Source organism: Sphingobium sp. DC-2, from assembly GCF_000722555.1.
Taxonomy (GTDB): domain Bacteria; phylum Pseudomonadota; class Alphaproteobacteria; order Sphingomonadales; family Sphingomonadaceae; genus Sphingobium; species Sphingobium quisquiliarum.
This window is the reverse complement of sequence record NZ_JNAC01000057.1, coordinates 1-24,665: the sequence shown is the minus strand read 5'-3', so window position 1 is coordinate 24,665 and position 24,665 is coordinate 1. Positions and strand designations below refer to the sequence as shown.

Genomic DNA, 24,665 nt, shown 5'->3' with positions numbered 1-24,665 from the left:
TTATGCGCTGCCTGCCGTCCCTGTTCGCCATAGCCGCCCTGACGATTCTTCCCGGCGCGGGAGGCGCGATCGCGCAGCCCGCGGATGCCGGACAGTTGGAGGCTGGCGCCTATCGCTGGCTGGAGGAGGGGCCGTTCGAAGGCCCGCTCTACCTGATCATCAGCCTGCGGCAGCAGATGGTCCATGTCTATAGCGGCGACCGCCTGATCGGCATGGCCAGCGTATCGACCGGGACGCGCAGCCATCGCACGCCGACGGGCGAGTTTCCCATCCTACAGAAGCGGGAATGGCACCGGTCGAACCTGTACAGCAATGCGCCCATGCCCTTCATGCAGCGGCTGACCTGGGACGGGGTGGCGCTGCATGCCGGGCATAATCCGGGCTATCCGGCGAGCCATGGCTGCATCCGCCTGCCGACCGCCTTTGCCCGCAAGCTGTTTACGCTGACGCAATTGGGAACGCTGGTGCGGGTGAATGCGGATGAGTTGCGGCCCGCGCTGATGCTGGACCAACTGGTCCTGAACGATCCGGGGACGGCGATCGTGACTTTTACGCCGGATGCGAAGCCTGTGCCCGCGCCGGTGCAGCAGGCCGGGGTGCAGATGGCCGTGCGCGAGACCGCCGCGCCTGCGCCCATCGCGCGGCCTGATGTGCGGCAGGAGGCGAAAAAAGCGCCGATGGACGGGAGCGCGGTTCAAACCGCCGCAAAGGAGATGCCGGTGCAGCCGAGCCGGGCCGAGCCTGTAGCCCGGCCCGCGCGGGTACAGGAGAAGGAGAGCCGCATTCAACTCGCGGCGCAGGATGCCCCGTCGCTGTCGGTCGATCCCAGCGTGTTCCGGCCGCGCCTGCGCCGGTGATCGGGCTGTTCAGTCAGTAACCTGCCAGAGCATGATCAGGTTTGAGGGATCGCCGCCCCGGACCCTTTGTCAGGTCCAGGGTGACGGAAAGGAGCCTTATCGCGGATGGTCCCGCATGGGGCGATCACGGCCTAAAGAAGCGACCGGCACCGGGCTTGGGGCCGGCCGCTTCCCAACCCCCCGCTCGGGGTTGTCTCGTCAGGCTGCTTCCGCCGTTTCCGCCGAAGCGGGCAGGCGGATCAGATAATCGAACGCCGACAGCGCGGCCGTGGCGCCGCCCCCGCAAGCGATCACGATCTGCTTGTAGGGAACGGTGGTGCAGTCACCCGCGGCGAATATGCCCGGCTGGCTGGTTTCGCCGCGCGCGTCAATCTCGATCTCGCCGCGCGGGGAAAGCGCAACGGTGTCCTTAAGCCATTCCGTGTTCGGAACGAGTCCGATCTGCACGAAGATGCCCTCCAGTTCAACATCATGTTCGGTGCCCTGGTTGCGGTCCTTGTAGCTGAGGCCCGTCACCCTGGTCCCGTCCCCGTCCACCCTGGTGGTGAGCGCGGACGTGATGATGCGCACATTGGGCAGGCTGGCGAGCTTGCGCTGCAACACGGCGTCGGCCCGCAACTGGCTGTCGAATTCGATCAGCGTCACATGGGCGACGATACCGGCAAGGTCGATCGCGGCTTCGACGCCGCTGTTGCCGCCGCCGATCACCGCCACGCGCTTGCCCTTGAACAGGGGGCCGTCGCAGTGGGGGCAGTAGGCAACGCCCTTGTTGCGATATTCCTCCTCGCCCGGCACGCCCATCTGCCGCCAGCGCGCGCCGGTGGAGAGGATCACGGTGCGGCCCTTGAGCGACGCGCCATTTTCCAGCACGACCTCATGATAGCCGCCCTCGCTCCTGGCCGGGATCAGCTTCGCCGCCTTTTGCAGGTTCATGACCTCGACGTCATAATCCTTCACATGCGCTTCGAGCGCGGCGGCGAATTTGGGGCCTTCGGTATGCTGGACCGAGATGAAATTCTCGATATCCATCGTGTCGAGCACCTGCCCGCCGAAACGTTCCGCCGCCACGCCGGTGCGGATGCCCTTGCGCGCCGCATAGATCGCCGCCGCCGCCCCTGCGGGGCCGCCGCCGACGATCAGCACCTCGAACGGGTGCTGGTTGCGGATCTTCTCCGCCGCGCGGTCCGCAGCGCCGCTGTCGATCTTCGCGACGATCTGCTCCAGCTCCATCCGGCCCGAAGCGAAGGGCTCGCCATTCAGGAAGACGGTGGGCACGGCCATCACCTTGCGCTCGTCCACCTCATCCTTGAACAGCGCGCCGTCGATGGCGACATGCTTGATCCGGGGATTGAGCACGCTCATCAGGTTCAGCGCCTGCACCACGTCGGGGCAGTTCTGGCATGACAGGGAGAAATAGGTTTCGAAGCTGAAATCGCCATCCAGATCCTTGATCTGGCTGATCAGGTCCTGCGCCGCCTTCGACGGGTGGCCGCCGACCTGGAGCAGGGCGAGGACGAGCGAGGTGAATTCATGCCCCATGGGAATGCCGGCGAAGGTCACGCCGATATCCGTGCCAGCCCGGCGGATCATGAAGCTGGGCCTGCGGCGGTCATTGCCCGTCAGCACCAGCGAAACCTTGTCCGACAGCCCGGCGATTTCGGTCAGCAATTCTTCCAGTTCGCGCGACTTCGCGCCTTCGTCCAGCGACGCCACCAGCTCGATGGGCTGCGTGATGTTCGCCATATAGGCCTTGAGCTGGCCCTTGAGATTTGCGTCCAACATCGTGTCAAAGCTCCATGAGCGCGCCGCTTTGCGGGCACGCGATTGTCCGATCGCCGGTGCGGCCCGAAGGTTCCGGCGCTTGTCTCTATCTCGTCTCGTTACCGTCACCCCGGACTTGATCCGGGGTCCCGCTCACTTGCCTGCATTGCCCGAAGTGAAGCGGGATTCCGGGTCAGGCCCGGTATGACGCACCCATGATGGAGTGCGTCATGTCATAGGCGCCCGCCGGACCGGGGAGGGTCCTCGACCCGGCCCGGCGGATGCTGTCAGCTCTTAGATCTTGCCGACGAGGTCGAGCGAGGGAGCCAGGGTTTCTTCACCCTCTTCCCACTTGGCCGGGCACACTTCGCCGGGGTGAGCGGCGACATATTGCGCGGCCTTGACCTTGCGCAGCAGTTCGGTCGCGTTGCGGCCGACGCCTTCCGACGTGATTTCCATGAACTGGATCACGCCTTCGGGATCGACGAGGAAGGTGGCGCGGTCGGCCAGGCCGACGCCCGGACGCATCACGTCGAAATTGTTGGTGATCTGGCCCGACTGGTCGCCCAGCATGTAATAGTTGATCTTGCCGATCGCGGGCGAGGTGTCGTGCCATGCCTTGTGGCTGAAATGCGTGTCGGTCGACACCGAATAGACTTCCACGTTCAGCGACTGGAGCGTCGGGTAGATGCCGGCAAGGTCCTCCAGCTCGGTCGGACAGACGAAGGTGAAGTCAGCGGGGTAGAAGAAGAAGATCGCCCACTTGCCCTTCACATCCTCGTCAGTGACATCGACGAACTTGCCTTCCTTGTACGCGGTGGCCTTGAACGGCTTGATGGTGGTGTTGATAAGCGCCATGAGCTTTCCAGTTCCTTCTGAGGGGTTGCTGTTGCCTGGCCTATGTAGGGAAGGAGCGCCGCCGGGGGAAATTGGTTTTCTCGCCCGGTCATATTGAGAAAAGCGATCAGAGGGCGGGTTATTGATCGACAGCGCCGTCTCTGGGCTTTTCGATGATATAGGTCATCGCTTCCTTGACCATCGCCAGCGCCTCTTCCGTGGTGAAGGTGGACGAATCGAGGCAGAGTTCAAGCCACAACCCATCGACCATCGCGGTAAGGGCGATGGCGGCGACCCGTGCGGCGGGACGGGGGATTTGAGGGGCGGCTTCCCGCAGCAGCACTTCCAGCCGCTCGCGCGAGCCGCCATAGGTTTCCGCATGGGTGGCGGCGATTTCCGGGTTGGTCTTGACCAGGCTCCAGAAGGAGATCCACGTCGCCAGCAGATTGGGGTCGAGCACCGGCGGCTGGAAATTGGCGCGCAGATAGGCCCAGAGGCGCGCGCGGGGATCAGGCCCGGCCTGCGCCACCGCCTGTTCCATGGCCGCCGCGACCTTTTCGCCCACATCGCGATAGGTGGCGAGGATCAGCGCTTCCACGCCGTCGAAATAATGGGTGAGCAGGCCAGCGGAGACCCCGGCCCTGGCGCAGATGGCGCGCACCGATATCGCGCCCACTCCTTTTTCCGCAAGGCAGCGCGCTGTCGCTTCGATCAGCGCCTGACGCCTGACGTCGGCCGACTCCCGGACGAACCGGGCCCTTGTCTGCCCCGTCCGGGGGCTCCTCATGCTTTTTTGCTCCACGTCTTTTTTCCTGCCGCCATGGATGCCCGGCATTCATGGATCAAACCCCATCGTTCACCCGTTTGAGGAAGGAATTGCAAGGGGAAAGATGCATGAACCGCAATGCCGCCGCTGCCCTTCTGATGCCGATGCTGCTGGGCGTGGCGGCGCTGGGCGGCTGCTCCGGGGCCGTGGACGATCAGGCGGCGGCGAACAATGTGGCGCAGGCGCCTGAGGTGGAAGCGATCGATGACCCCGATTCGCCGCGCGCCGGGAATGAGGATGCGCCGGAAAGGCTGCCGACCGACGATTGGGTGGGGCGCTGGACCGGCCCCGAAGGGCTGTTCCTCGACATCCAGCCTTCGCCCAACGGCAAGCCGGGCCATTATGCGATCGCCAATCGCGACACGCTGGACCGGCAGGCGGATTATGCAGGCGTGCGCGAGGGCGCGGCGATCCGCTTCACGCGCGATGGCAAGGATGTGACGATCCGGCCCGGATCGGGCGAGGAGACCGGCTTCAAATATCTGGCGGGAAAGAGCGACTGCCTGATCCTGGTGCCGGGCAGGGAAGGCTATTGCCGTTAGGCAGGCTCGGCCAGTTTCTCCAGCGCGGTGAAGCGCTGCGACCAGAGCGCGCCATAGATCGCCATCCATTGCACCACCGGGGCCAGCCCCTTGACCCGCGCGCTGTAATAGGTTTCGCGGCCCGCCCGGCGCGCCGTCACCAGCCGCGCGCGTTTCAGCTTGCCCAGATGGCGCGAGACCATGGGCTGCGACACGGCGGAGATGGCGGTCAGGGCATGGACGCTCTGTTCGCCTTCCTTCACCAGATATTCGAGCAGGGCCCGGCGGGTGCCGTCGGACAGCGCCTTGAAAAGTTCGTCGCAGGCGGCGCTGCGGTCGCCGCTGGAAAGTTGATCCGTCATCGCCAAAGTCATAACCATGTTGTTATGAATGGATCAAGATCAGGCGGCGAATTTGCCCTCGCCATGCCGTTAACCAAAAAAAGTTGGGCATCGCCAAAGGGTGAGTCTTTTGAGTCACACCACCTTATATTGAGTCCAGGCCGAACCCAAGGACTCAACATCTCGTGGCTACTCCATTCGTTCCGTCCAGCGGCGACGCCGTGTCAGCCGCGAACGCTAAGCTGCTGATCTTGACGGCGGACTCCAGAGGACTCAACGCTGGCGGCGTAACGAACGGGGGTCCGGCAATGGGTGTGATGGAGCGCGTCGCGACGCGGCGCAAGAAGGCGGTCGCGCCTGTTGAAATCGAGGCGGATCGCCTGCTGCGTGGCGACTGCATCGCCGAAATGGCGAAGCTGCCCGACGCGTGCATCGACATGATCTTCGCCGATCCGCCCTATAATCTGCAACTGGGCGGCGACCTTTTCCGGCCCGAAGGCGGGCGCGTGGACGCGGTCGACAATGACTGGGACAAGTTCGACACGCTGACCAGCTATGACCGCTTCACCAAGGCGTGGCTGGCGCAGGCGCGCCGCATTTTGAAGCCCAACGGCACCATCTGGGTGATCGGCAGCTATCACAATATCTTCCGCGTCGGCACCGCCTTGCAGGATGAAGGCTTCTGGATTCTGAACGACATCATCTGGCGCAAGGCGAACCCGATGCCCAATTTCAAGGGTACGCGCTTCACCAACGCGCATGAGACGCTGATCTGGGCGAGCCAGGGCGAGGATGCCCGCTACACCTTCAACTACAAGGCGATGAAGACGCTCAATGACGAGTTGCAGATGCGGTCGGACTGGGTGCTGCCGATCTGCGGCGGGCAGGAGAGGTTGAAGCGCAACGGGACGAAGGCGCACCCGACGCAGAAGCCCGAAGCGCTGCTCTATCGCGTGCTGCTGGCCTGCACCAGGCCGGGCGACGTGGTGCTCGATCCCTTTTTCGGCACCGGCACGACCGGCGCGGTGGCCAAGCGGCTGGGGCGCAGGTGGATCGGCATCGAGCGCGAGGACAGCTATATCGAGGTCGCGCTGGAGCGGATCGAGGCCGCGCTGCCGCTGGACGAATCGGCGCTGACCATCATGCAGAGCGCCAAGGCGCAGCCCAAGGTCGCCTTCGGCACGCTGGTGGAGACGGGCTATTTGCAGCCGGGCGCGGTGCTGATGGACAGCAAGCGCCGCTGGCAGGCGACCGTTCGCGCGGACGGATCGCTGAATGCGGGCGCGGAAAGCGGATCGATCCACAAGCTGGGCGCGACGCTGCAAGGCGCGCCGAGCTGCAACGGCTGGACCTTCTGGCATTATGAGGGCGAGGGCGGGTTGAAGCCGATCGACGCGTTGCGGCAGACCTATCTGCTGGCCAATGAGCCTTGAGGGCGAGCGGGAATAGATTCGTTCAGGGCGAACGGGAGTAAAAATGTCCCTGCCACCTCTTCCCGCCGATGCGCGGCTGTACCTGAAACCCGCCTGGTTCGTGCCTTCGCCCATCGGCCTGCCGGACGGGTCGGCGGCGCGGATGGGCAACGGGCTGATCTGGTTCCAGGCCTATGAACTGACGGTCCGGCGCGGGCGCGACCGGCTGGCGCGGCAGATCGTGCCGGCCGCCGGGTTCGAGGAGGCGGTGGCGGCCTTGCCCGATCCGCTGGCGCGCCGGGCGCGGGCGCAGGCGGCCAACATCTCCGCGCCACGGCCGCCGCTCGGCCTTGGCGAGCGGACCATCCGCTTCGACGCCCCGCAGGTGATGGGCATCCTCAACATCACGCCGGACAGCTTTTCCGATGGCGGCAAGCATGCGGGCGATCCGCAGGCGGCGGCGGACGCGGGCTTTGCCATGGCGGCGGCGGGGGCGGCGCTGGTCGACGTGGGGGGCGAATCGACCCGCCCCCGTGCGCCAAAGGTGTGGGAAGGCGACGAGATTGCGCGCGTCGTCCCGGTGATCGAGCGGCTGGCGGCGGCGGGCGTGGCTGTTTCCATCGACACGCGCAAGGCCGCGGTGATGGAAGCCGCGCTGGCGGCGGGGGCGAAGGTCATCAACGATGTCAGCGCGCTGGCGCATGATCCCCGCGCGATGGACGTGGCGGCGCAGGCGGACTGCCCCGTCATATTGATGCATGCGCCATCGGCGGGCGACGATCCGCACGACAATCCGGCGGGCTATGCCGATGTGGTGGCGGACGTGTTCGACATGCTGGAGGCGCGGATCGCCGCGTGCGTGGAGGCGGGCATCGCGCGGGACCGGATCATGGTCGATCCCGGCCTTGGCTTCGGCAAGTCGCTGGCCGACAATCTTGCGCTGGTGAATGGGCTGGCGCTGTTTCAGGCGCTGGGCGTGCCGGTGCTGTTCGCGGGGAGCCGGAAAAGGCTGATCGGCGCCCTCTCCAACGAAGCGCCTGCGCCGCAGCGGCTGGGCGGATCGATCGCGCTGGCCTATCAGGCGGCGCAGCAGGGCGCGCAGATGGTGCGGGTGCATGACGTGCCGGAAAGCGTGCAGGCGCTGCACCTCTGGCGCGGGCTGGCGGATGCGGGGTTGAGCGCGGTTTAAGTCTGGCCGGTTTCCTCTTGGCCTCGAAGGCTGCGAGGCGCCTTCGCTACGGCGAGGGCTTCGACTTCGCTCAGCCTGAACGGTTGGGGAATGGGGTTCCAGCCTTTTCGGCCGCAGCCCTTATCCCTCCGGCTGCGCTGCGGCGCTGTTGCCGGTTGCCGCCGGGGCCGCGCCGCCCTGCGTCTGGCTGGCCGGGGCGAAGACGCGCAGGCTGTCGAGCACGCGCTCGGCGATCGCCTGATATTGTTCGCTCAGCATTTCGGGATAGACGAAGGTGGCGGTGACGATGCCGCCATCGGGCTGGCGCACAAGCCGGATGGCGACGTTGTTGCCTTCGCCGTCATTGGCGGTGCCGCGATATTCATTGTCGCCGATGAAGTCGCCATCGACTCCTTCGGCCCCGCTGCTGACGCTCTGGACGATTTGTTGCAGCGTTTGGTTGTCCCGATTGTCCTGCCAGAAGACGCGCACGTCAGCGCCTGCGCCGGGGTCCTGGAACACCGCGCCATTGGCGTTGCTGGCGGCCGCGTCCTTTTCCCATCCTTCCGGGAAGGTCACGGAAAAGCCGCGCTGGACATTCACATAGTTGCGGCTTTCCGCATCGTCCGCCTTCGCACTGGCCAGCGCCTTGGCGGCGGCGGCATTGGCGGCGGCGGCCAGCTCCTCCTGACTCGGCATGTCCTCCACCGGCTCGGCACGGCCGCAGGCGGCGAGCAGCAAGACAGGGAGGCAGGCGGCGAAGGGGAAGCTTTTCATGTCGCTTCCAAAGCATAGCCGCTGCGACATTTCAACGCCGCAACGACGCGCGGCGCGATAAGGCGAACCGGAGCGGGCGCTGGCGCGTTCAGGCGGCGCTGTCGATGCCCAGTTCGGTAAGCTTGCGGTACAGGGTCGAACGGCCGATGCCCAGCCGCCGGGCGACTTCGGTCATGCGCCCGCGATAATGGCCGATGGCGAGGCGGATGACGTCCGCTTCGATCTCCGCCAGTTGCCGCACATGGCCGTCGCCTTCGAACAGGGTGATCCCGGCCGCCTCGCGATGGCTCTGCGGAATGGCGCGCAGGCGGGGCTGCGCCGTTTCGCCCTGCGCGCGCGCGCGGATCTGGCTGGCGATCTGGGGAAAGTCCTGCGGCGTCAGCGCGTCGCCTTCGCACAGCACGGCCGCGCGGAAGAGGGCGTTCTGCAACTGGCGCACATTGCCCGGCCAGTCATGCTGCATCAGCAGGGCAAGCGCATCGTCGGTCAGGCCAAGGCTGCGCAGGCCCGGCTGGGTCGCGATGCGGGCGAGCAGATGGCGGCAGAGCGCGGGCACGTCGCCCAGCCGTTCGCGCAGCGGCGGTACGGTGAGCTGGACCACGTTCAGGCGGTAATAAAGGTCCTCGCGGAAACGGCCCGCCTCGATCTCATCGGTCAGCCGCTTGTTGGTGGCGGCGATCACGCGCACGTCGACATGCAGGGGCCTGCGCGCGCCGATCGGCTGCACCTCGCCATCCTGCAACACGCGCAGCAGCTTCACCTGCGCGTCGAGCGGCATTTCGCTGACTTCATCAAGGAAGATGGTGCCGGTGTCGGCGCTGACGAACTTGCCGACATGGCGGTCGAACGCGCCGGTGAACGCGCCGCGCTCATGCCCGAACAGGTCCGATTCGACCAGGTTGGCGGGGATGGCGCCGCAATTGACGGTGATCATCGCCTGCTTGTGCCGGGGGGAGGCGGCGTGGATCGCGCGGGCGATCACATCCTTGCCGACGCCGCTTTCCCCTTCGATCAGCACGGGCACGCGAGCGCGCGCCGCCTTGGCCGCGATGGCGAGCGCGGCGCGGAATTGCGGCGCGGCCCCGACCACATCCTCGAACGAGAGGGGCGCGGAAATCTTTTCGGTGAGCGGGCGCAACTCCCCCTTGCCATGCTCGCTCGACACGGTGGCGTTGAGCGCGGCGAGCAGCCGTTCGGGCGCGACCGGCTTGGAGAGATAGTCCGTCGCCCCCGCGCGCATGGCTTCGACCGCGACGGCGACGCTGTTGTGCGCGGTCAGGATCAGGATGGGCAGCGCCGGGCGGCGGCTGCGCAATTCGCGGATGAGGCCAGCGGGCTCGTAATTCGGGCTCCATTGGTCCAGCAGCACGGCGTCCAGCCGCATGCCGTCCTGCGTGCCCAGCATCGCGATGGCGCTTTCGCCGTCATTGGCGAAGATCGTGCGCCACCCCGCGCGCGCGGCCAGGGCCGACACCAGCCTGCGCTGCGCGGGCTCGTCATCGATCAGCATCAGCATGGGTACGCCGTCGCGTGCCATTGGGACCCTCTTTTTGAACTGAGGGCAAAGCGTACCGCCTGCGGGTAAAGGCGGACTTAACCGCGACATCTTTTCCGGCTTTTGCGGGTTGAGAGGGGGCAGGCTTGGCGATAAGAGGGCGCTCGAAACGGCTGACAAGGGGACCTGACATGGCGTCGGAAGGAAATATGGACAGCGCGAACCAGACCTATTCGGGGTTCGTCGCGTTGATGAAGTGGGGGACGATCGCCAGCGTGATCGTGGCCGCCATCGTCGTTCTGCTGATCTCCGGCTAAGGCCAGCGCCGACAGGGGGATGACAATGAAAATCGCCATCATCAAGGAACTCGCAGAGGGCGAGCGCCGCGTCGCGGGCACGCCCGAAACGGTCAAGAAGTTCAAGGCGCTGGGCGCGGAGGTCGCGGTCGAAGCGGGCGCGGGCCTGACCGCCGACATCGCGGACCAGGACTATGCCGCCATGGGCGCGGCGCTGGGCGATCGCGCCGCCACCGTCGCGGGCGCGGACATCATCCTGGGCGTGCAGGGTCCCGATCCGGCCAGCATTGCAGGCGCGAAGCCGGGCGCCTGGATCGTCGCCGGGCTCAACCCCTTTGCCGAGCGCGCGCGCGTGGACGCCTATGCGGCGGCCGGATATGAAGCGCTGGCCATGGAATTCATGCCGCGCATCACCCGCGCGCAGTCGATGGACATCCTTTCGTCCCAGTCGAACCTTGCCGGGTACAAGGCGGTGCTGGACGCGGCCCATGAATATGGCCGCGCCTTCCCGATGATGATGACGGCAGCGGGCACCATCTCGCCCGCGCGCGCCTTCGTCATGGGCGTGGGCGTCGCGGGGCTCCAGGCGATCGCCACGGCCAAGCGGCTGGGCGCGCAGGTGTCGGCCACCGATGTGCGATCCGCGACGAAGGAGCAGATCGAAAGCCTGGGCGCGAAGGCGATCTTCGTGGAAAGCGTCGCCGGGATCGAGGGTGAGGGCAAGGGCGGCTATGCCACCGAAATGTCCGAGGAATACAGGAAGGCGCAGGCCGAACTGGTGTCCAGCCACATCGCCCGGCAGGACATCGTCATCACCACCGCGCTGATTCCGGGCAAGCCCGCGCCGCGCCTGATCACCGATGCGCAGATCGCGTCGATGAAGCCGGGCAGCGTCATCGTCGACCTCGCCGTCGAGCAGGGCGGCAATGTCGAGGGCGCGGTGGCGGGCCAGGTGGTGGAGCGGCACGGCGTCAAGATCGTCGGGCACAAGAATGTGCCTTCGCGCCTCGCGGCCGATGCGTCCGCCCTGTTCGCGCGCAATCTCTACAACTTCCTTTCGGCCTTCTGGAACAAGGACCAGAACGCGCCGGTGCTGGACGAAGAGATCGGCAACGCCATCCGCATCACCCAGGGCGGCAAGGTCGTCAGCGAACGGCTGCTGTAATATCGCGCTTCCGCCCCCTCCTCTCCGCAGCCGGAGAGGAGGGGGCGGGCGCAGCCGGGCAGGGAGCGGGGCGGATGGACATGGGCTTCGTCATTCTCTTCCTCCTGTCCTGCCTGCTGGGCGGGCTGGCGGCGATGCGCACGCCGCGCAAGGACGCCTTCGCCCTTGCTGGCATCGTCCTGATCCTGTGTTCGGCCGGACTTGCCGGATCGATCATCGCCGCTGCTGAGGCGGGCAGCATAGCCGCGCGCTATCTGGGCCTGCTGGCGGTGCTGCTGGCCAGCGCGGTCCTGACCGGATCGGTCATGGCGCTCCGCCGCATGGAAAAGGACCGGCGGCGGTGAGCGGCGGCGTGGATCTGGTGGCGCTGGCATGGGCGCTTTCCTCGCTCCTGTTCCTCCTGTCGCTATGGGGCGCCGGGCCGGGCCACAGGCGTCAGCTTGCCGCTCTTGCCGGAGCCGTGATGCTGGGCGCGGCGGCCATCTACAGCGTGGATGTCGTCAACCTGCCGCAGATCGCCGCCATGCTGGCGGCAGGCGGGGCGCTGGGGCTGATGCTGGGGCGGGGGCTGCCGGGGCAGGTGCTGTTCCGGCTGATGCTGGGGCTGGCGGGGCTGACCGGCATCGCCATGCTGTGCGCAGCGCTGGCCGCATTGCTCAACCCCAACGCCTTTGGGCTGTTGCCGGAGGAGGGCGACGGGCTGCTGCCCTGGGCCGCTCCCTGCGCCGCCGTGACGGTGATCAGCGGCGCGATCACGGCGCTATGCGCGATGATGCCGCGCGGGGCCACGGATCAGGCGAAGCGGGCGCGCTTGCTCGCGCTGACGGGCGGCCTTGCTGGCTGTTCGATCGCGGCGCTTGGCTTTCTGTTCCAGCATGCGGGGCTGGCCGTGGGGGGCGGGCTAGGCGGCACGGCCGGGCTGGTGCTGGCGGCGCGCCTTCGCGCGGTGCGCGCCGGAAGGGACTTGCCGAGGCGCGGCGGCCTCCCTAACCCTTGAGATGGGCGGGAAAAAGGTCCCGGAACTAGCTGTGGGGTAGGGCGATAGATGAAGAAACTCGGTCTGATCGGTGGTCTTAGCTGGACATCCACCGCGCGCTATTATCAGATCATCAATCAGGCAGTCTATCGCGCCAAGGGCGGGCAGCACAGCGCGCCGCTGATCATCGAAAGCCTGGACTTCGCCGATATCGGCCGATCGACGACCGATGAGGAATGGGCCTATGCGGCCGAGGTGCTGACCGCGTCCGCCCGGCGTCTGGAGCAGGCCGGGGCCGCCGCGCTGCTGATCTGCGCCAACAGCATGCATCGCGTCTATGACGATGTGCAGCGCGGCGTCGATATTCCCATCATCAACATCGCCGATGTGGTGGGCCGCAAGATGCAGGCCGACGGCATCACGAAGGCGGCGCTGGTCGGCACGCGCAACGTCATGACCGAGGATTTCTATCGCGAACGGCTGGTGGCCCACGGCATATCGCTGCTGCCGCCCGATCTGGAACTGGCGGAGCGGATCGACCGCATCGTCTATGAGGAACTGACGCTGGGCAAGGCGAGCCGCGATTCGGAACGCTATATGCGATCGGAGTTGACCGATATCGCGAAGGAAGATGTGCAGGCGGCGATCCTGGCCTGCACCGAGCTGGAAATGATCGTCGACGTGCGCGCCAATGTGCTGCCCATCTATGACGGCACCGCCATCCATGCGCGCGCGGGGGCGGATTTCATATTGGGAGAGTAGGGCGTTCGGATGAGGCCTTGGCAAAGCGCCAAGGCTGATCCGTGCCCCAACTCTCCCTAGAAAGCCTTGCTGATCGAGCAGGCCGCCGGGCCCAGGATGACGACGAACAGCGTAGGCAGGATGAAGAGGATCAGCGGGACGGTCATGATCGCGGGGAGGCGGGCGGCTTTTTCTTCCGCGCGCATCATGCGCTCATGCCGGAATTCCGCCGACAGCACGCGGAGCGCCGAGGCCAGCGGCGTGCCGTATTTTTCCGTCTGGATCATGGTCGTGACCACGCCCTTGATCGCGTCGAGCTTCACGCGAGTCGCAAGATTTTCGAACGCCATCCGCCGCTCGGTAAGGAAGGACAGCTCGATCGCGGTAAGCTGGAACTCGTCGCCAAGCTCCGGATAGGCCTTGCCCAGTTCGCGGGCGACGCGGCTGAACGCGGCGTCCACGGTCAGGCCCGCTTCTGCGCAGATGACCAGCAGGTCGAGCGCGTCGGGAATGCCCTTGCGGATCGCGGCGGAGCGCTTCTGGATCTTGTTGTCGATGAAAAGGTCGGGCGCCTTGTAGGACAGCAGCAGCGCCACGGCGAAGGCCATGAACCGCTTGCCGCCGCCCCAGTCGGGAAATGCGCCAAGGCCGTAGAGCAGCAGCGCCGCCGTGCCGCCGATGACGATGGGCAGCACCATGCGGCCGAAAATGACCGCGACGGCCCAGTCCTTGGAGCGGATGCCGGCCTGGCCGAGGCGGATCTGCGCTTCCTTCAACTGATCGTCCTGAAGCACCTTCAGGCTGGACAGGAAGGACCGCATCTGGTCGGTCGCCTGGTTTTTCTTGACCAGCTTCGCGCGGCGGCGCGCGGTCGAGGCGGTGATGCCCGCTTTTAGCTGTTCGCGCCGTTCGTTGAGCGCCTTGACGCGCTTGGCCATCGGATCGCGCGCCGTCATGATGGCGTAGAGGGCGAACAGGGTGGCCAGCGTCGCCAGAGCGGCGAGCAAAGTGCCGAAGTCGGCGGCGGTCATGCCGAACAGCGTGCCGCCGGGGACAGGAGCGGATTCCATGTCTATCTCCTTCCCATCAGATTTCGAAGCTGATCATCTGCGCCATGATGAAGGCGCCGATGGCCATCCAGCACATGCCGCCGACACCGATCAGCTGCATCAGCGAAAGGCCGAACAGACCCGCCGGATCGGGCGTGAAGAAGGGCGACATATAGTCGTAGTTGATGTAGCAGATCAGGCCGAAGACCAGGAACGGCAGCACGCCGATGATATAGGCCGACGCCTTCGATTCCGACGACATGGCGCGGATTTTCAATTTCATCTGCGACCGCTGGCGCAGCACCGTGGCAAGGTTCGCCAGCGTTTCGGCAAGGTTGCCGCCGGTTTCGCGCTGGATCGCCAGGCTGATGACGAAAAACTGGAATTCCGGCGTTTCGAGGCGATCGGCGGTTTCCTGCATCGCCTGATCCATCGTCTTGCCGATCTTGATGCGTTCGGTGATCAGCTTGAATTCCTCGCCCACGGGGCCGGGGACTTCCGATGCGACGACGCTCAGCGTTTCGGCGACCGGCAGGCCGGAGCGCAGGCCGCGCGTCATGAGTTCAAGCGCGTCGGGAAACTTGGCCGTGAACTTCTGCACCCGCTTGGCGATCAGGCGGCCGACCCACATATGCGGCAGGCCAAGGCCCACCGCCAGGCTGATCATGACCGCCAGCAGCGGCGGATATTCCCGGATGAACATGATGGCGCACAGCGTCAGGGCCAGTCCGGCGCAGGTCAGCATATAGTTGTTGAGCGTCCACTTCTTGCCCGTCGCCTTCAGACGCTTGGTCAGGTTTTCCGGGTTGGGCACCAGCGACGTCAGCATCTTCAATTCGGTGCCGGTCTGGCGATTGGAGATCGCCTTGCGCATGCGCGCTTCCAGAATCGCGTCGTGCGAGCCGCTGTGGCGGGCGCGGATCAGGCCCACGCGCCGCCTGCTCGCCTTCGACACCGAAGGACCCGAAATGGCCATGGCGGCCATCCCGAAAAGGGTCATCAGCAGTATCAGGAGCAGGATGAAATTGCCGTCCATATGATCGCCCGTTCCGTGATGGATGTGCGCTTAGTTCTGCGCTGCTGCTGCCTTGTCCTTGCGGCGGGCGGGGATGCGCGACTTGAGGTCCGCGATCTTGCCGAGCAGGGAATCGCCTTTCTTCTTCTTCGGCGCGCCTTCGCCTTCATTTTCCTCCGCAGCGCCGATCACGGCGTCGAGCAGGGCGATGCAGGCCGCGCCGACCTTGTTGCCCTTGGCGGTTTCGGCCAGCGTCTTGCCGAGCTTGGCCGACTGTGCTGCGATGCGCAGGTCAAATGGGACGAGGATGTCGACCTTGCGTTCGATCGAGGCTTCGAAGTCCTTGCGGCTGATTTCCGGCACGCCGGGATGGACCCGGTTGGCGACGACCAGCACGCGCGACTGCGGCGCGTTGCTCTTGAGCCAGGACAGGATGCGAATGGAATCGCGCGCCGCCGCCAGCGTCAGTTCGGTGACGACCACCGTCACATTGACGTCGCCCATCAGGTGCGGATGCTGGATCAGCATGTTGCGCGGCAGATCGATGACGCTGCATTCGAACGCCAGGCGGAATTCTTCCAGCAACTGGTAGAAAGCGCCGCCGTCGGTCATCATCGGCTGGTTGATCGGCGCTTCGGCCGACAGGATCGCCAGCGTCTCGCTTGCGCGCACCATCGCGCGTTCGATGAACAGGCCGTCGATGCGGCTGGGGTTTTCGATCGCGTCGGTCAGGCCGCGGCCCGGCTCCAGGTCCATGGCGAGCGCAGCGGTGCCGAAATGAACGTCCAGATCGAGCAGCGCGGTCGGCCGCTTCTGCCGGGTGCTGAGCAGCCAGGCGAGCGATGTGGCGATGCTGGATGCGCCGACGCCCCCGCGCGTGCCGATGACGGCGGTGGTGATGTGGGCATGTTCAGGCGCTGCGTCGCGCGGCGCGAAGAACACCGCCTGCGCCTGCGCCAGCGCATCGCGCAACTGGTCCGCGCCGAAAGGCTTCAACAAATAGTCCTGAATGCCGCTGGCGAGCAGGTCGCGATAGAGGCGGACATCATTGACCTGCCCGGCGGCGATCACGACCGTGCCGGGTTCGCACACTTCGGCAAGGCTGTTGATGTCGTTCAGCGGATCGCCGCTTTCCGACATGTCGACGAACAGGATTTGCGGGCTGGCGCTGACGGACAGGCTCTGCACCGCATTGCGCATGCCGCCCTTGTTCACCTTTTCGGGGGCCCATCCCATTTCGGCGGCGATGGCCGAAAGCAGGTCGTGGCTGTGATCGTCGCAGACGAAGGCGTGGAAAGGATCACGCTGGCCGGCCATTCCGGGTTTCCAGGGCGCGTTCATCTCAATTGCCTCCATATTGGGATTTAAGATCGCCAGACCCTGTCGGCGTCTTTTCGCGATAGGTGGAAATCGCGCGGTTCGACGTCGCCGTGCGCAGGTCGCTGTCGGTGCTCTGGCCGCGGACCAGATCTTCCGGGTCGGCGATCATCGCCGCCAGATTGCCGTTCACGCCGCAGCCGAAATTGGCCGATGTGCCCATCTGCGTGGTGGATTCGGCCTTGTCCGACCAGTCGGGGCAGCCGGGAACGCTGGCGCTGGCGCGGCGCACGATCAGGCGGACGCTGCCGTCAGGCGCATGCCCGGCGGTCGCGGAACTGTCCTCGCCGATCAGCATGCCGCGGCGTGCGAGGACGCCCGCAATGCCTTCGCGCAGCGAGGGGCTGTAATAAGCGCCGTCTGTGACCAAGGAGACCTTGTCGCCATAGCCAAGGCCGATGGAGGCGAACCAGTCTTGCAGGCGGACCGCCTCCGCCGTGGTAAGGCCGCCGTCAGGCGCGGCCTGCACGTCATAGGTGAAGCTGGTATAGCTGACGACCGGCTGGTGCACCGATTGCATGCCGCGATTGTCGAGTTCGCAGGCGGCGAGCGGCAGCGCCAGAAGCGCGAGGGCGCCAAGGCGGAGCAACGTCCGGGACGCCGGGATGGTGCGGGACATCATGATCATGTCTTTCGTCCTTCGGATCAGAAGCTGAAGCCGGGAGCGGCGCTGGACTTGGCCTGCCGCTTGCCTTCATTCCGCGCGGTGGCGGCGGGTGCGGGGGCGGATGCCTGCGGGCCGGGCGGCGGGACCTGTTCGCCCGGACCACGGCTGGGCATCGGGTCGCGCGCGCCGCTGACGCCGTCATGGCCCTGTTGCAGGAACAGACCCTGGCCCTGATTGGCGTTGCGGAAGCCATCGGTCGGCAGGCGCACGTCCGACGCGTTGATCGGCTTCACCAGATAGGGCGTGACGACAATCACCAGTTCGGTTTCGTTGCGCTGGAAAGACCGCGACTTGAACAGGCTGCCCAGGATCGGAATATTGCCCAGGCCCGGAACCTTGTTGATCGAATTGCCGGTGTCGTTGTTGAGCAGGCCAGCGATCATGAAGGCCTGGCCCGATCCCAGTTCGACCGTGGTTTCAGCCGTGCGGGTCTTGAGCGCAGGCACGTTGAGGTCGACCGAGAAGTCGAGGGTCGACACGGTGGGACGGACACGCAGCGAGATGCGGCCATCGGCCAGCACCGTAGGCGTGAAGGCAAGCTGCACGCCGTACTGCTTCCATTCCAAGCTGTTGCCCTGCGTGCCGTTGCTGACCGTATAGGGGAACTCGCCACCGGCCAGGAAGCTGGCGGTTTCGCCCGAAAGCGAGGTCAGGTTCGGCTGGGCCAGGGTGGTGGAGAGGCCCGCCGATTCGGCGAGGTCGAGCGCTCCGGCAATGTCCATGCCCAGCAGGCGGGCGACGCCGCCGATGCTGTAGCTGCCGTCCGCCACATTGGTGAAGTTCCAGAAGCCCGGCTGGGTCACGACGCCATTCGCGATCGTCGGCCGGGTATATTCGGCGAAGTCGCGCGTGCCGCCGCCGATATTGCCCAGCACCTTGCCGCCGCTATTGTCGGCGGACATGAAGTTCGTGCCGATCTTGTGCCCGATGTCGCGGCTGACTTCGGCGATCTTCACTTGCAGGTTGACCTGTAGCGGGGTGGCGGTGCGCAGGCGGCTGACGACCGTCACGTCCTTGCCGACAAAGGCCTGGGTCAGGCGCTCGGCTTCGGCCGCGTCTTCGGGCGCGCCGATCGTGCCGGTCAGAAGGACCATGCCGTTCATCTTGTTCACCGCGATGTCGGCATTGGGCATGGCGAGTTTCAGCATGTCATCGATGCTGGTCAGGTTGTTGCCCACCCGCACCGTGCCGGAAAACAGCACCTTGCCATTGGTGGCGGTGACGAACACGGTCGTCTCGCCCGGCTTTTTGGCGATGAGGTAGAGCTGGTTCTGCGCGCGGACATGGACGTCGACGACATCCGGGTTGGCGATGACCACATCGGACATCCTGGCGGACAGGTTCACGACCCGGCTGCCGCCCACCGACATCAGGATCGCATTGTCCTGCATCGAAGCGGGGGCCGCGTTGAGCGCGGCGGTAGGCGTCGCGGCCATGGCGGCCGCCAGGCCCAGCGCGATCGCGGGGCCGATCAGCGGCTTGATCGCCGTCTTGCCCGCGTGAAGGTGGAAACGCTTCATCTTACTTCCCCCCGACCGGAACTTCGGTCACATTGGTGCCGCGAGCGATGCGGATGACCGGGCCGCTCGCGCCCGCCGGTGCGCCCCCCGTGGGCACGGCGGGAACGGAGCCGTCCGCCGTCTTGGCGGGCACGCTGCTGCGCTGGTAGCGGGACACGTCGGCGCCCGTGGAATAGGTGGTGCCACGGTCGATCGGACGCGCGGCCAGCTTTGCCATGATCTTCTTTTCCGCCTGCGGATTGGCGGCGTTGGACAGGTCCACATCGGCCCCGGCGATCGCGGCGTCCAGGTCGGACGGATTGTCCGCCAGCGACCGCAGCGACAGCGACAGCGACCCGATGGTCTGCGCCACGGCGATCTTCTCGGCAATCTTGGGCGTCACTTCCAGCGTGACGTTGGAATAGGTCTGGACCACCGGCTTGCCGTCTTCGCCCATCGCGTCCATGCGCTGGTCGGTGGCGAGCACGCGCAGGTTGCGCAGGATGGTTTCGGATACCTTGAGCGGATCGCCGTCGCCCCCGCCGCTGACGCTCTGCGTCAGGACCAGGTCGATGCGGTCGCCGGGAAAGACGAAGCCGGCGACGGAATTCTGCGCCGACACAGGCACCGTCACGGCGCGCATGCCCGGCCCCAGAGCCGCCGCCAGGAAGCCGCGCTCACCCGGCTTGATCACCGAACCCACCGTCATCGGCTGGCCAGCGGAAATGGCGGTGCGGATCACGCTGCCGATCAGCTTGGCCGGATCGGCCTGCCCCTGTATATAATAGGCCTGTTCGACCAGATCCTTGGGCCAGGGCTGGAAGCGGAAGCTTTCCGCGTTCAGGATGGTGCCCACCGGCAGCGCCTTGGTGGCGACCAGCACATGGGGCTGATTGGCTTCCACGGGCATGGCCGATGCACCCGCCTGGGGCGCGCCCGACGAACTCAGCATGTTGCGCGCTAGAAGGGCCGTCGTGACCGCTATGATAAGCGCTCCGGCAAGCAGAACGATTTTCTTGGCGTCCATGATGAAATTCGTCTCCCTCAATCAGGCGAGTTGCACCTGAGCCTTCATGATTACGCAAATTGGTTAAGATATCGTTCGCCAATCAGCCACAGAGCAGCCACGGATATTGCGACGCCATAAGGTATTTGGGGCTGGCCGAGCCGCCGGGTCATGCGATGGTGGACGACCGTCACGATCGTCACCACGCCGCCCAGCACCGCCATCACCATCAGCATCGACAGCAGCGCCTGCCACGGGAACCAGAGCGCCAGCGCGCCCAGCATCTTGACGTCGCCGCCGCCCATGCAGCCCAAGGCGAACAGCGCCGCGAAAATGGCGAAGACGGCGACCGCCAGGGCAAGCTGCGCCGCCATGCCGGGCCAGAGCGGCAGGCCATTCGCCAGCCACCACAGCGGCGCCATGGCCGCGATGGAAAGGTTCAGCCGGTTGGAGATGATGCGCGAGCGCAGATCCGTCACGGACGCGCCGACCAGCAGCAGCCCCAGGGCGCACAGCAGCGCCAGCCTGAAATATTCCCCCGTCATGACTCTAACCCTCTAGACCGCATGGCTTACCAAACCGTAACCATGCGCCCAATGGATTCGCCTGTGTTCGCTCCCCCGGCCTTTGACCGCCGCGCCTGGCCGATGAACGGGCGGCTGGACTATTGGACCGCGCCCGGCGGATGGCCGCTGCGCCGCTACCGGCTGGGGGATGGCGCGCGCGGCCGCATGCTGGTGCTTGGCGGGCGCGGCGACATGATCGAGAAATATCTCGAAGTGATCCACCATTGGTCCGAACGGGGGTGGGCGGTCACGGCCTTCGACTGGCGGGGGCAGGGGGGATCGGGGCGGCTGACCGATGATCCGCTCTGCGGCCATATCGAGAATTTCGGCCAATGGATCGCCGATCTGGAAGCCTTCGCGGCGGAATGGCGCGGCGAGGGCGAAGGTCCTGCCGTCATCGTCGCCCACAGCATGGGCGGCCATCTGCTGCTGCGCGCGCTGGCCGAAGGAATGCCGCCGCCCGATGCGGCGGCGGCGGTCGCGCCGATGATGGGGGTGCATGCGGGCCTGCTGCCCATGGGACTGGCGCGGCTGATCGCCAGGGGCATGTGCGCGATGGGCCATGCGTCGCGGCAGGCATGGACGCAGAAGGAAGAATCCGGCTGGCAGCGCGCGGCGCGGCAGAAGCGGCTGACCCACGACCCGGACCGCTATGCCGACGAACTATGGTGGCGCGAACATAGCCGGGACATAGCGCTGGGCCCGCCAAGCTGGCGGTGGGTGGCCGAAGCGCTGGAATCGACGCGGGCGCTGGAGCGCGGCGACGGGCTGGAGCGGATCGCCGTGCCCTTGCTGATATTGGCGGCGCGGCATGACCGGCTGGTGTCCACCCCCGCGATCCGGCGGGTGGCGCGGCGCATTCCGGGCGCGCGGCTGCATGTCTATGGGCGCGACGCCGCGCATGAGATATTGCGCGAGCGCGACCATGTGCGGCTGGACGCGCTGCGCCGGATCGACGAATTTTTCGACGAAGCCGCGCCTGCATGAGCCGTTTCGATTTCGTCGTCATCGGCGCTGGCATCGCCGGGGCCAGCCTGGGCGCGGAGCTGGCGGGGCGTGGCTCCGTCCTGATCCTGGAGCAGGAGGAAAGCGCGGGCTATCACGCCACCGGGCGGTCGGTCGCCTTCTGGGAAGAAACCTATGGCGGCAAGGTCGTGCAGCCGCTGACCACCGCGTCGGGGCCGATGCTGCGCTTTCCCGCGCCGGACTTCGCCCCCGCGCCGTTCCTGTCGCCGCGCCGGACGCTCTATGTCGGGCGCGCTGGCGAGGCAGCCGCGCGCGACCGGCTGATGGCCGATTTTGCGGGCAGGGTGGACTTGCGCCCGGTGGACCCGGCGGCGCTGGTGCCCGGACTGCGGCCCGAATGGACGGTCGGCCTGCTGGAACCCGATGTGTGCGACATCGACGTGACGGCGCTGCACCAGGCCTATCTGCGCCGTTTCCGGCAGTCGGGCGGTGAGCTGCGGATGGGCGCGGGGCTTCTGAGCGCCGCGAGCGATGGCGGCGGATGGCGGATCGTCACAGCGCGGGGCGCGGTCGAATGCGGCCTGCTGGTCAATGCGGCGGGGGCCTGGGCGGATCATGCCGCGCGGCTTTGCGGCCTCGCGCCGGTCGGCATCACGCCGCTGCGCCGCACTGTGGTGCAGTTGCGCGTGCCGTCGCTGCCGTCGCCGGACCTTCCGCTGGTCATGGACCTGGGATCGCAATTCTACTTCAAGCCGGAGGGGCAGGACCGCATCTGGCTGACCCCGCATGACGAGGAGCCATCGCCCCCATGCGACGCCGCGCCGGAGGAGATGGCGGTGGCGCAGGCGATCGCCCGGTTCCAGCAAGTGGTGGACTGGCCCATCGCCGCGGTCGAGCGCAAATGGGCTGGCCTGCGCAGCTTCGCGCCCGATCGCGCGCCGGTCTATGGCTTCGATCCCGGTCAGCCGGACTTTTTCTGGTTCGCGGGGCAGGGCGGCTTCGGCATCCAGACCGCGCCTGCGGCGGCTTTGCTGGCGGCCAGCCTGCTGACGGGGGATTCTCCGCCTTCCTCGATCGCGGCGCTGGACCCGGCGCCTTACGATCCGGCGCGGTTTCGGAGGTAGCGGCTTCGCGCCGCCGTTCCATTGATTATTGGACGAGAACAAACCCTAGTGCGTTCCCTTCCATAAGTTGTCCATAGGTTACCTAATTTTTCCAATGCTTACAAGCATCAGGCACAACCATAATTTGATGTTTCATCACCCATAAGTTGTCCATATGGGGGTGGGCGGCACCCAAAAGATGTCCATAAATCCTTTAGGCAAAATACGTGTATCTTGTCTGTCACAAGTGTTTGGCGTTTGCCCCTCCTCTTCGAGGCATTGCGTTCACAAACATCCACTTTCTCTTGCCCGGGAAAGAACGTCTCTGACGCCCACTCGCACCAGTTGATCTTGCACTCGCCTCTGTAGATCGTTTAAGTCAATTATGAGGGACGAAGGCGGAATGGCATCTGCGTCTAGATGTCCTAGTCGGCTCATGCTGATGGTGCCGACCTCATTGCCCCGAGACCCCCGACCATTATCGCGCCCGGTAGCGCCGATTGCCGCAAATGCATCAACCTCAACATATAGTCGAGGAGCCGATCCTTTCGCTCCTTCGGACCAGAATTTATCCAAATATGCGCGGTTTTCTACGATGAACCGCACTGCGGTGGCTGGTGGGATGAATGACCGCTGGAGTTGGAGACAGAGCGCTATTTCGAACACGTCAACCAAGCCGTAGGTTCTCCATCCCCTACCGTTTGGCCGCCGATCCGTAACAAGTTCCAGATCAAGAATATGCTTCAGTCGTGCGTTGAAGGCGTCCTCGCCAACCGGCTGAACCCCGTGGAGTTTCATGAGCACAGCCCGAAGGACACGATGTTGTATTGCCATGCGGACCGACCGCAAGTCGTCATATCCAGCAAAAATGGCTGATCTACTCCGCCGCGCCTCAGAAGCCGCCTGTTCCATTTCCTCTGGTGACACCTGATCAGCGATGTCAGCAACCGCCTCCTGTGCGTCATGCAGAGCTGTTTTGATGGTACTCACGACGTTCTCCTTCGCGCGATGCACGCACGCATGCTTGCGACCGTCAATGATGTGACGATCGTCATTAGGGTTTCGAAGTTCAAGGGCCTACCGGAGCGCCAGTGACCTTAGTTCAGCGGTCGTCGGCGTGGTCACGCCTAAATCGGATTGGCAATCTGCCCTGAACCCGATCGAAGACGCTTTTCGTGGCCCTATGGATGAGCAATTGCACCCATTCCTCCCATTCATGACGCTCGTTGAAGAAGGCGAGGCCATCATCGAAGTCCATCATCGGCAGCATGACGGGATGGTCGTCGAAAGGCTGGAATGACGACATGGCAAGACGCATTCGGTCGATATCTGTGTGAGCGACCACCTTATTGCGTCGTTCCCACAATCGGTCATGGAGGACCTGTTGTTCTGTGGTCGGTTTCACGCCCAGCTTCTTGAGGCTCAGTGTCGGCAGCCCCTTGGACTGCGTAAATGGTCGACAGTATGACACAATGGCCGTATCCTCGAAGCAGCGATAGCGGCGACGCTCGACGCGGGAAATTCGCTGATCTGGTTCAAGCTCGCACAGGAAAGTCACGGCGCTAATCGCCATCTGAAAGTCCGTTATCGACTGGAGGACCCGGATGTCTGCGTCCGTAAGTTCGTCAGCTTGGCTCACAATATCTCAGCCTGATCGAAACTATGTCTAGCTGATCCCATCGAGCTCGACATAAAAGCTAGGATCAACCATATTCGTCTTCTCGAGCCAGCGGGTGCTATAGAAGCAATCCTTGCGGTCGGGCCGGAAGCTGAACCTGATAGCGACGGCATCACCCTCATTATGACGGCGTAGCAGTTCGTGAAGACGCGAACCGCGCGAAGCATCGAACCCAGTTTCGAGTCCGATTCCATCTGCCGATCGGAAGATGATTTTGGCAGTGCCCTCTTTGTTCGTATGGATTGACCGGATGGTCGCGGGGGTGATGAAGAACTTGCTTTGAATCCTACATAGGGCTTGGCCTCGGGCAAACCTCATATCGGTTTTCTTGATTTCGTTTGATGCGTTGGGATAGGCCGAAGCAAATTCGAAGACGATGCTAGAGAAACGCTTGTATGCATCCTGCTCATTCTCGGGCGTCAAGGGTTGTTTGGTTCCAACAGAACACATTGTCATAAGGATTAGGATTGCCACAGCAAGAAGTACGCCGATCAAAATGCGTCCTGCAGCCCCTATCGTAACCGCCCGATTGTTACCGCGATGGTTGTGCCTTGAAGCGGGCAGCG

26 protein-coding genes and 1 pseudogene are annotated in these 24,665 nt (G+C 65.2%); 11 read left to right on the top strand and 16 right to left on the bottom strand.

Annotated elements, in window-relative coordinates; all coding sequences use genetic code 11:
* Positions 1–2 precede the first annotated feature (2 nt).
* A pseudogene (locus tag ET21_RS28505) lies at positions 3–551 on the top strand (L,D-transpeptidase family protein); the annotation flags it as partial.
* 504 nt (positions 552–1,055) lie between these two features.
* Here ET21_RS28505 and ahpF read toward each other — a convergent pair.
* From ahpF to betI, 3 genes are all read right to left on the bottom strand, one after another.
* Positions 1,056–2,639 (bottom strand): alkyl hydroperoxide reductase subunit F, encoded by a 1,584-nt coding sequence (gene ahpF / locus ET21_RS0112715; protein WP_030540004.1) that lies wholly within the window; start codon positions 2,637–2,639, stop codon positions 1,056–1,058.
* 273 nt (positions 2,640–2,912) lie between these two features.
* Positions 2,913–3,476, bottom strand: a complete 564-nt coding sequence (gene ahpC / locus ET21_RS0112710) for an alkyl hydroperoxide reductase subunit C (protein ID WP_021238392.1) — start codon at positions 3,474–3,476, stop codon at positions 2,913–2,915.
* 118 nt (positions 3,477–3,594) lie between these two features.
* Positions 3,595–4,242, bottom strand: coding sequence for a transcriptional regulator BetI (betI, locus tag ET21_RS0112705; RefSeq protein ID WP_030540003.1), 648 nt, complete (start codon positions 4,240–4,242; stop codon positions 3,595–3,597).
* 107 nt (positions 4,243–4,349) lie between these two features.
* Between betI and ET21_RS0112700 the strand changes: the two genes are divergently transcribed.
* Positions 4,350–4,823: a hypothetical protein gene (locus ET21_RS0112700; protein ID WP_030540002.1), complete on the top strand. Its 474-nt coding sequence runs from the start codon at positions 4,350–4,352 to the stop codon at positions 4,821–4,823.
* Here the strand turns inward: ET21_RS0112700 and ET21_RS0112695 are convergent.
* Complete coding sequence (locus ET21_RS0112695; RefSeq protein WP_030540001.1) at positions 4,820–5,164, bottom strand: helix-turn-helix transcriptional regulator; 345 nt, start codon at positions 5,162–5,164, stop codon at positions 4,820–4,822. The two genes, ET21_RS0112700 and ET21_RS0112695, sit on opposite strands and share 4 nt — an antisense overlap.
* A gap of 287 nt (positions 5,165–5,451) precedes the next feature.
* On the opposite strand from ET21_RS0112695, the gene ET21_RS0112690 reads away from it, so the two are divergent.
* Together ET21_RS0112690 and folP are read left to right on the top strand one after the other, a co-directional pair.
* A complete protein-coding gene (locus tag ET21_RS0112690; protein ID WP_030540000.1) occupies positions 5,452–6,576 on the top strand; it encodes a site-specific DNA-methyltransferase in 1,125 nt (374 codons plus the stop codon).
* A 43-nt stretch (positions 6,577–6,619) separates the two neighbouring features.
* Complete coding sequence (folP, locus tag ET21_RS0112685) at positions 6,620–7,744, top strand: dihydropteroate synthase (protein ID WP_030539999.1); 1,125 nt, start codon at positions 6,620–6,622, stop codon at positions 7,742–7,744.
* A 120-nt stretch (positions 7,745–7,864) separates the two neighbouring features.
* Here folP and ET21_RS0112680 read toward each other — a convergent pair whose 3' ends face one another.
* Entirely contained in the window at positions 7,865–8,500 is a 636-nt protein-coding gene (locus ET21_RS0112680) for a hypothetical protein (protein ID WP_021236721.1), read from the bottom strand.
* 88 nt (positions 8,501–8,588) lie between these two features.
* Entirely contained in the window at positions 8,589–10,037 is a 1,449-nt protein-coding gene (locus ET21_RS0112675) for a sigma-54 dependent transcriptional regulator (RefSeq protein WP_021236720.1), read from the bottom strand.
* Positions 10,038–10,186: 149 nt separating this feature from the next.
* Here ET21_RS0112675 and ET21_RS0112670 point away from each other — a divergent pair, with 149 nt between their 5' ends.
* The 5 genes from ET21_RS0112670 to ET21_RS0112650 all read left to right on the top strand — a co-directional run bounded on the left by ET21_RS0112670 (position 10,187) and on the right by ET21_RS0112650 (position 13,194).
* Entirely contained in the window at positions 10,187–10,312 is a 126-nt protein-coding gene (locus tag ET21_RS0112670; protein ID WP_030539998.1) for an aa3-type cytochrome c oxidase subunit IV, read from the top strand.
* Between the two features lie 25 nt (positions 10,313–10,337).
* A complete protein-coding gene (locus ET21_RS0112665; RefSeq protein WP_021236718.1) occupies positions 10,338–11,456 on the top strand; it encodes a Re/Si-specific NAD(P)(+) transhydrogenase subunit alpha in 1,119 nt (372 codons plus the stop codon).
* A gap of 74 nt (positions 11,457–11,530) precedes the next feature.
* A complete protein-coding gene (locus tag ET21_RS0112660) occupies positions 11,531–11,800 on the top strand; it encodes a hypothetical protein (RefSeq protein WP_030539997.1) in 270 nt (89 codons plus the stop codon).
* The gene (locus tag ET21_RS0112655) at positions 11,797–12,453 is read left to right on the top strand and encodes a hypothetical protein (protein ID WP_030539996.1); all 657 of its coding nucleotides are present in this window, start codon (positions 11,797–11,799) and stop codon (positions 12,451–12,453) included. Before ET21_RS0112660 ends, ET21_RS0112655 begins: the two co-directional genes overlap by 4 nt.
* Positions 12,454–12,501: 48 nt before the next feature.
* Complete coding sequence (locus tag ET21_RS0112650) at positions 12,502–13,194, top strand: aspartate/glutamate racemase family protein (protein WP_030539995.1); 693 nt, start codon at positions 12,502–12,504, stop codon at positions 13,192–13,194.
* Between the two features lie 56 nt (positions 13,195–13,250).
* On the opposite strand, the gene ET21_RS0112645 is transcribed toward ET21_RS0112650, so the two are convergent.
* Genes ET21_RS0112645 through ET21_RS0112615 form a run of 7 tightly spaced genes read right to left on the bottom strand, consistent with a single transcriptional unit; the run spans position 13,251 to position 20,331 of the window.
* Entirely contained in the window at positions 13,251–14,243 is a 993-nt protein-coding gene (locus tag ET21_RS0112645; protein ID WP_030539994.1) for a type II secretion system F family protein, read from the bottom strand.
* Between the two features lie 16 nt (positions 14,244–14,259).
* Positions 14,260–15,258, bottom strand: coding sequence for a type II secretion system F family protein (locus ET21_RS0112640; RefSeq protein WP_030539993.1), 999 nt, complete (start codon positions 15,256–15,258; stop codon positions 14,260–14,262).
* Between the two features lie 30 nt (positions 15,259–15,288).
* The gene (locus ET21_RS0112635) at positions 15,289–16,578 is read right to left on the bottom strand and encodes a pilus assembly protein CpaE (protein ID WP_030539992.1); all 1,290 of its coding nucleotides are present in this window, start codon (positions 16,576–16,578) and stop codon (positions 15,289–15,291) included.
* Position 16,579: 1 nt separating this feature from the next.
* On the bottom strand, positions 16,580–17,242 hold the full coding sequence (locus ET21_RS0112630; RefSeq protein ID WP_223308053.1) for a CpaD family pilus assembly protein: 663 nt from the start codon (positions 17,240–17,242) through the stop codon (positions 16,580–16,582).
* 17 nt (positions 17,243–17,259) lie between these two features.
* Entirely contained in the window at positions 17,260–18,801 is a 1,542-nt protein-coding gene (locus ET21_RS0112625) for a type II and III secretion system protein family protein (protein WP_030539990.1), read from the bottom strand.
* 1 nt (position 18,802) lies between these two features.
* Entirely contained in the window at positions 18,803–19,807 is a 1,005-nt protein-coding gene (gene cpaB / locus ET21_RS0112620; protein WP_030539989.1) for a Flp pilus assembly protein CpaB, read from the bottom strand.
* 50 nt (positions 19,808–19,857) lie between these two features.
* Positions 19,858–20,331: a prepilin peptidase gene (locus ET21_RS0112615; protein ID WP_021236921.1), complete on the bottom strand. Its 474-nt coding sequence runs from the start codon at positions 20,329–20,331 to the stop codon at positions 19,858–19,860.
* A gap of 42 nt (positions 20,332–20,373) precedes the next feature.
* Here ET21_RS0112615 and ET21_RS0112610 point away from each other — a divergent pair, with 42 nt between their 5' ends.
* Positions 20,374–21,339 (top strand): alpha/beta hydrolase, encoded by a 966-nt coding sequence (locus tag ET21_RS0112610; RefSeq protein ID WP_030539988.1) that lies wholly within the window; start codon positions 20,374–20,376, stop codon positions 21,337–21,339.
* A complete protein-coding gene (locus ET21_RS0112605; protein WP_030539987.1) occupies positions 21,336–22,442 on the top strand; it encodes an FAD-binding oxidoreductase in 1,107 nt (368 codons plus the stop codon). Before ET21_RS0112610 ends, ET21_RS0112605 begins: the two co-directional genes overlap by 4 nt.
* A 264-nt stretch (positions 22,443–22,706) precedes the next feature.
* On the opposite strand, the gene ET21_RS27700 is transcribed toward ET21_RS0112605, so the two are convergent.
* From ET21_RS27700 to ET21_RS0112590, 3 genes are all read right to left on the bottom strand, one after another.
* On the bottom strand, positions 22,707–23,411 hold the full coding sequence (locus tag ET21_RS27700) for a hypothetical protein (RefSeq protein WP_156029164.1): 705 nt from the start codon (positions 23,409–23,411) through the stop codon (positions 22,707–22,709).
* A 112-nt stretch (positions 23,412–23,523) separates the two neighbouring features.
* On the bottom strand, positions 23,524–23,994 hold the full coding sequence (locus ET21_RS0112595; protein ID WP_156029161.1) for a hypothetical protein: 471 nt from the start codon (positions 23,992–23,994) through the stop codon (positions 23,524–23,526).
* A gap of 93 nt (positions 23,995–24,087) precedes the next feature.
* Positions 24,088–24,665 (bottom strand): hypothetical protein (locus ET21_RS0112590; protein ID WP_237751560.1); only part of this gene is annotated, 578 nt, incomplete at its 5' end.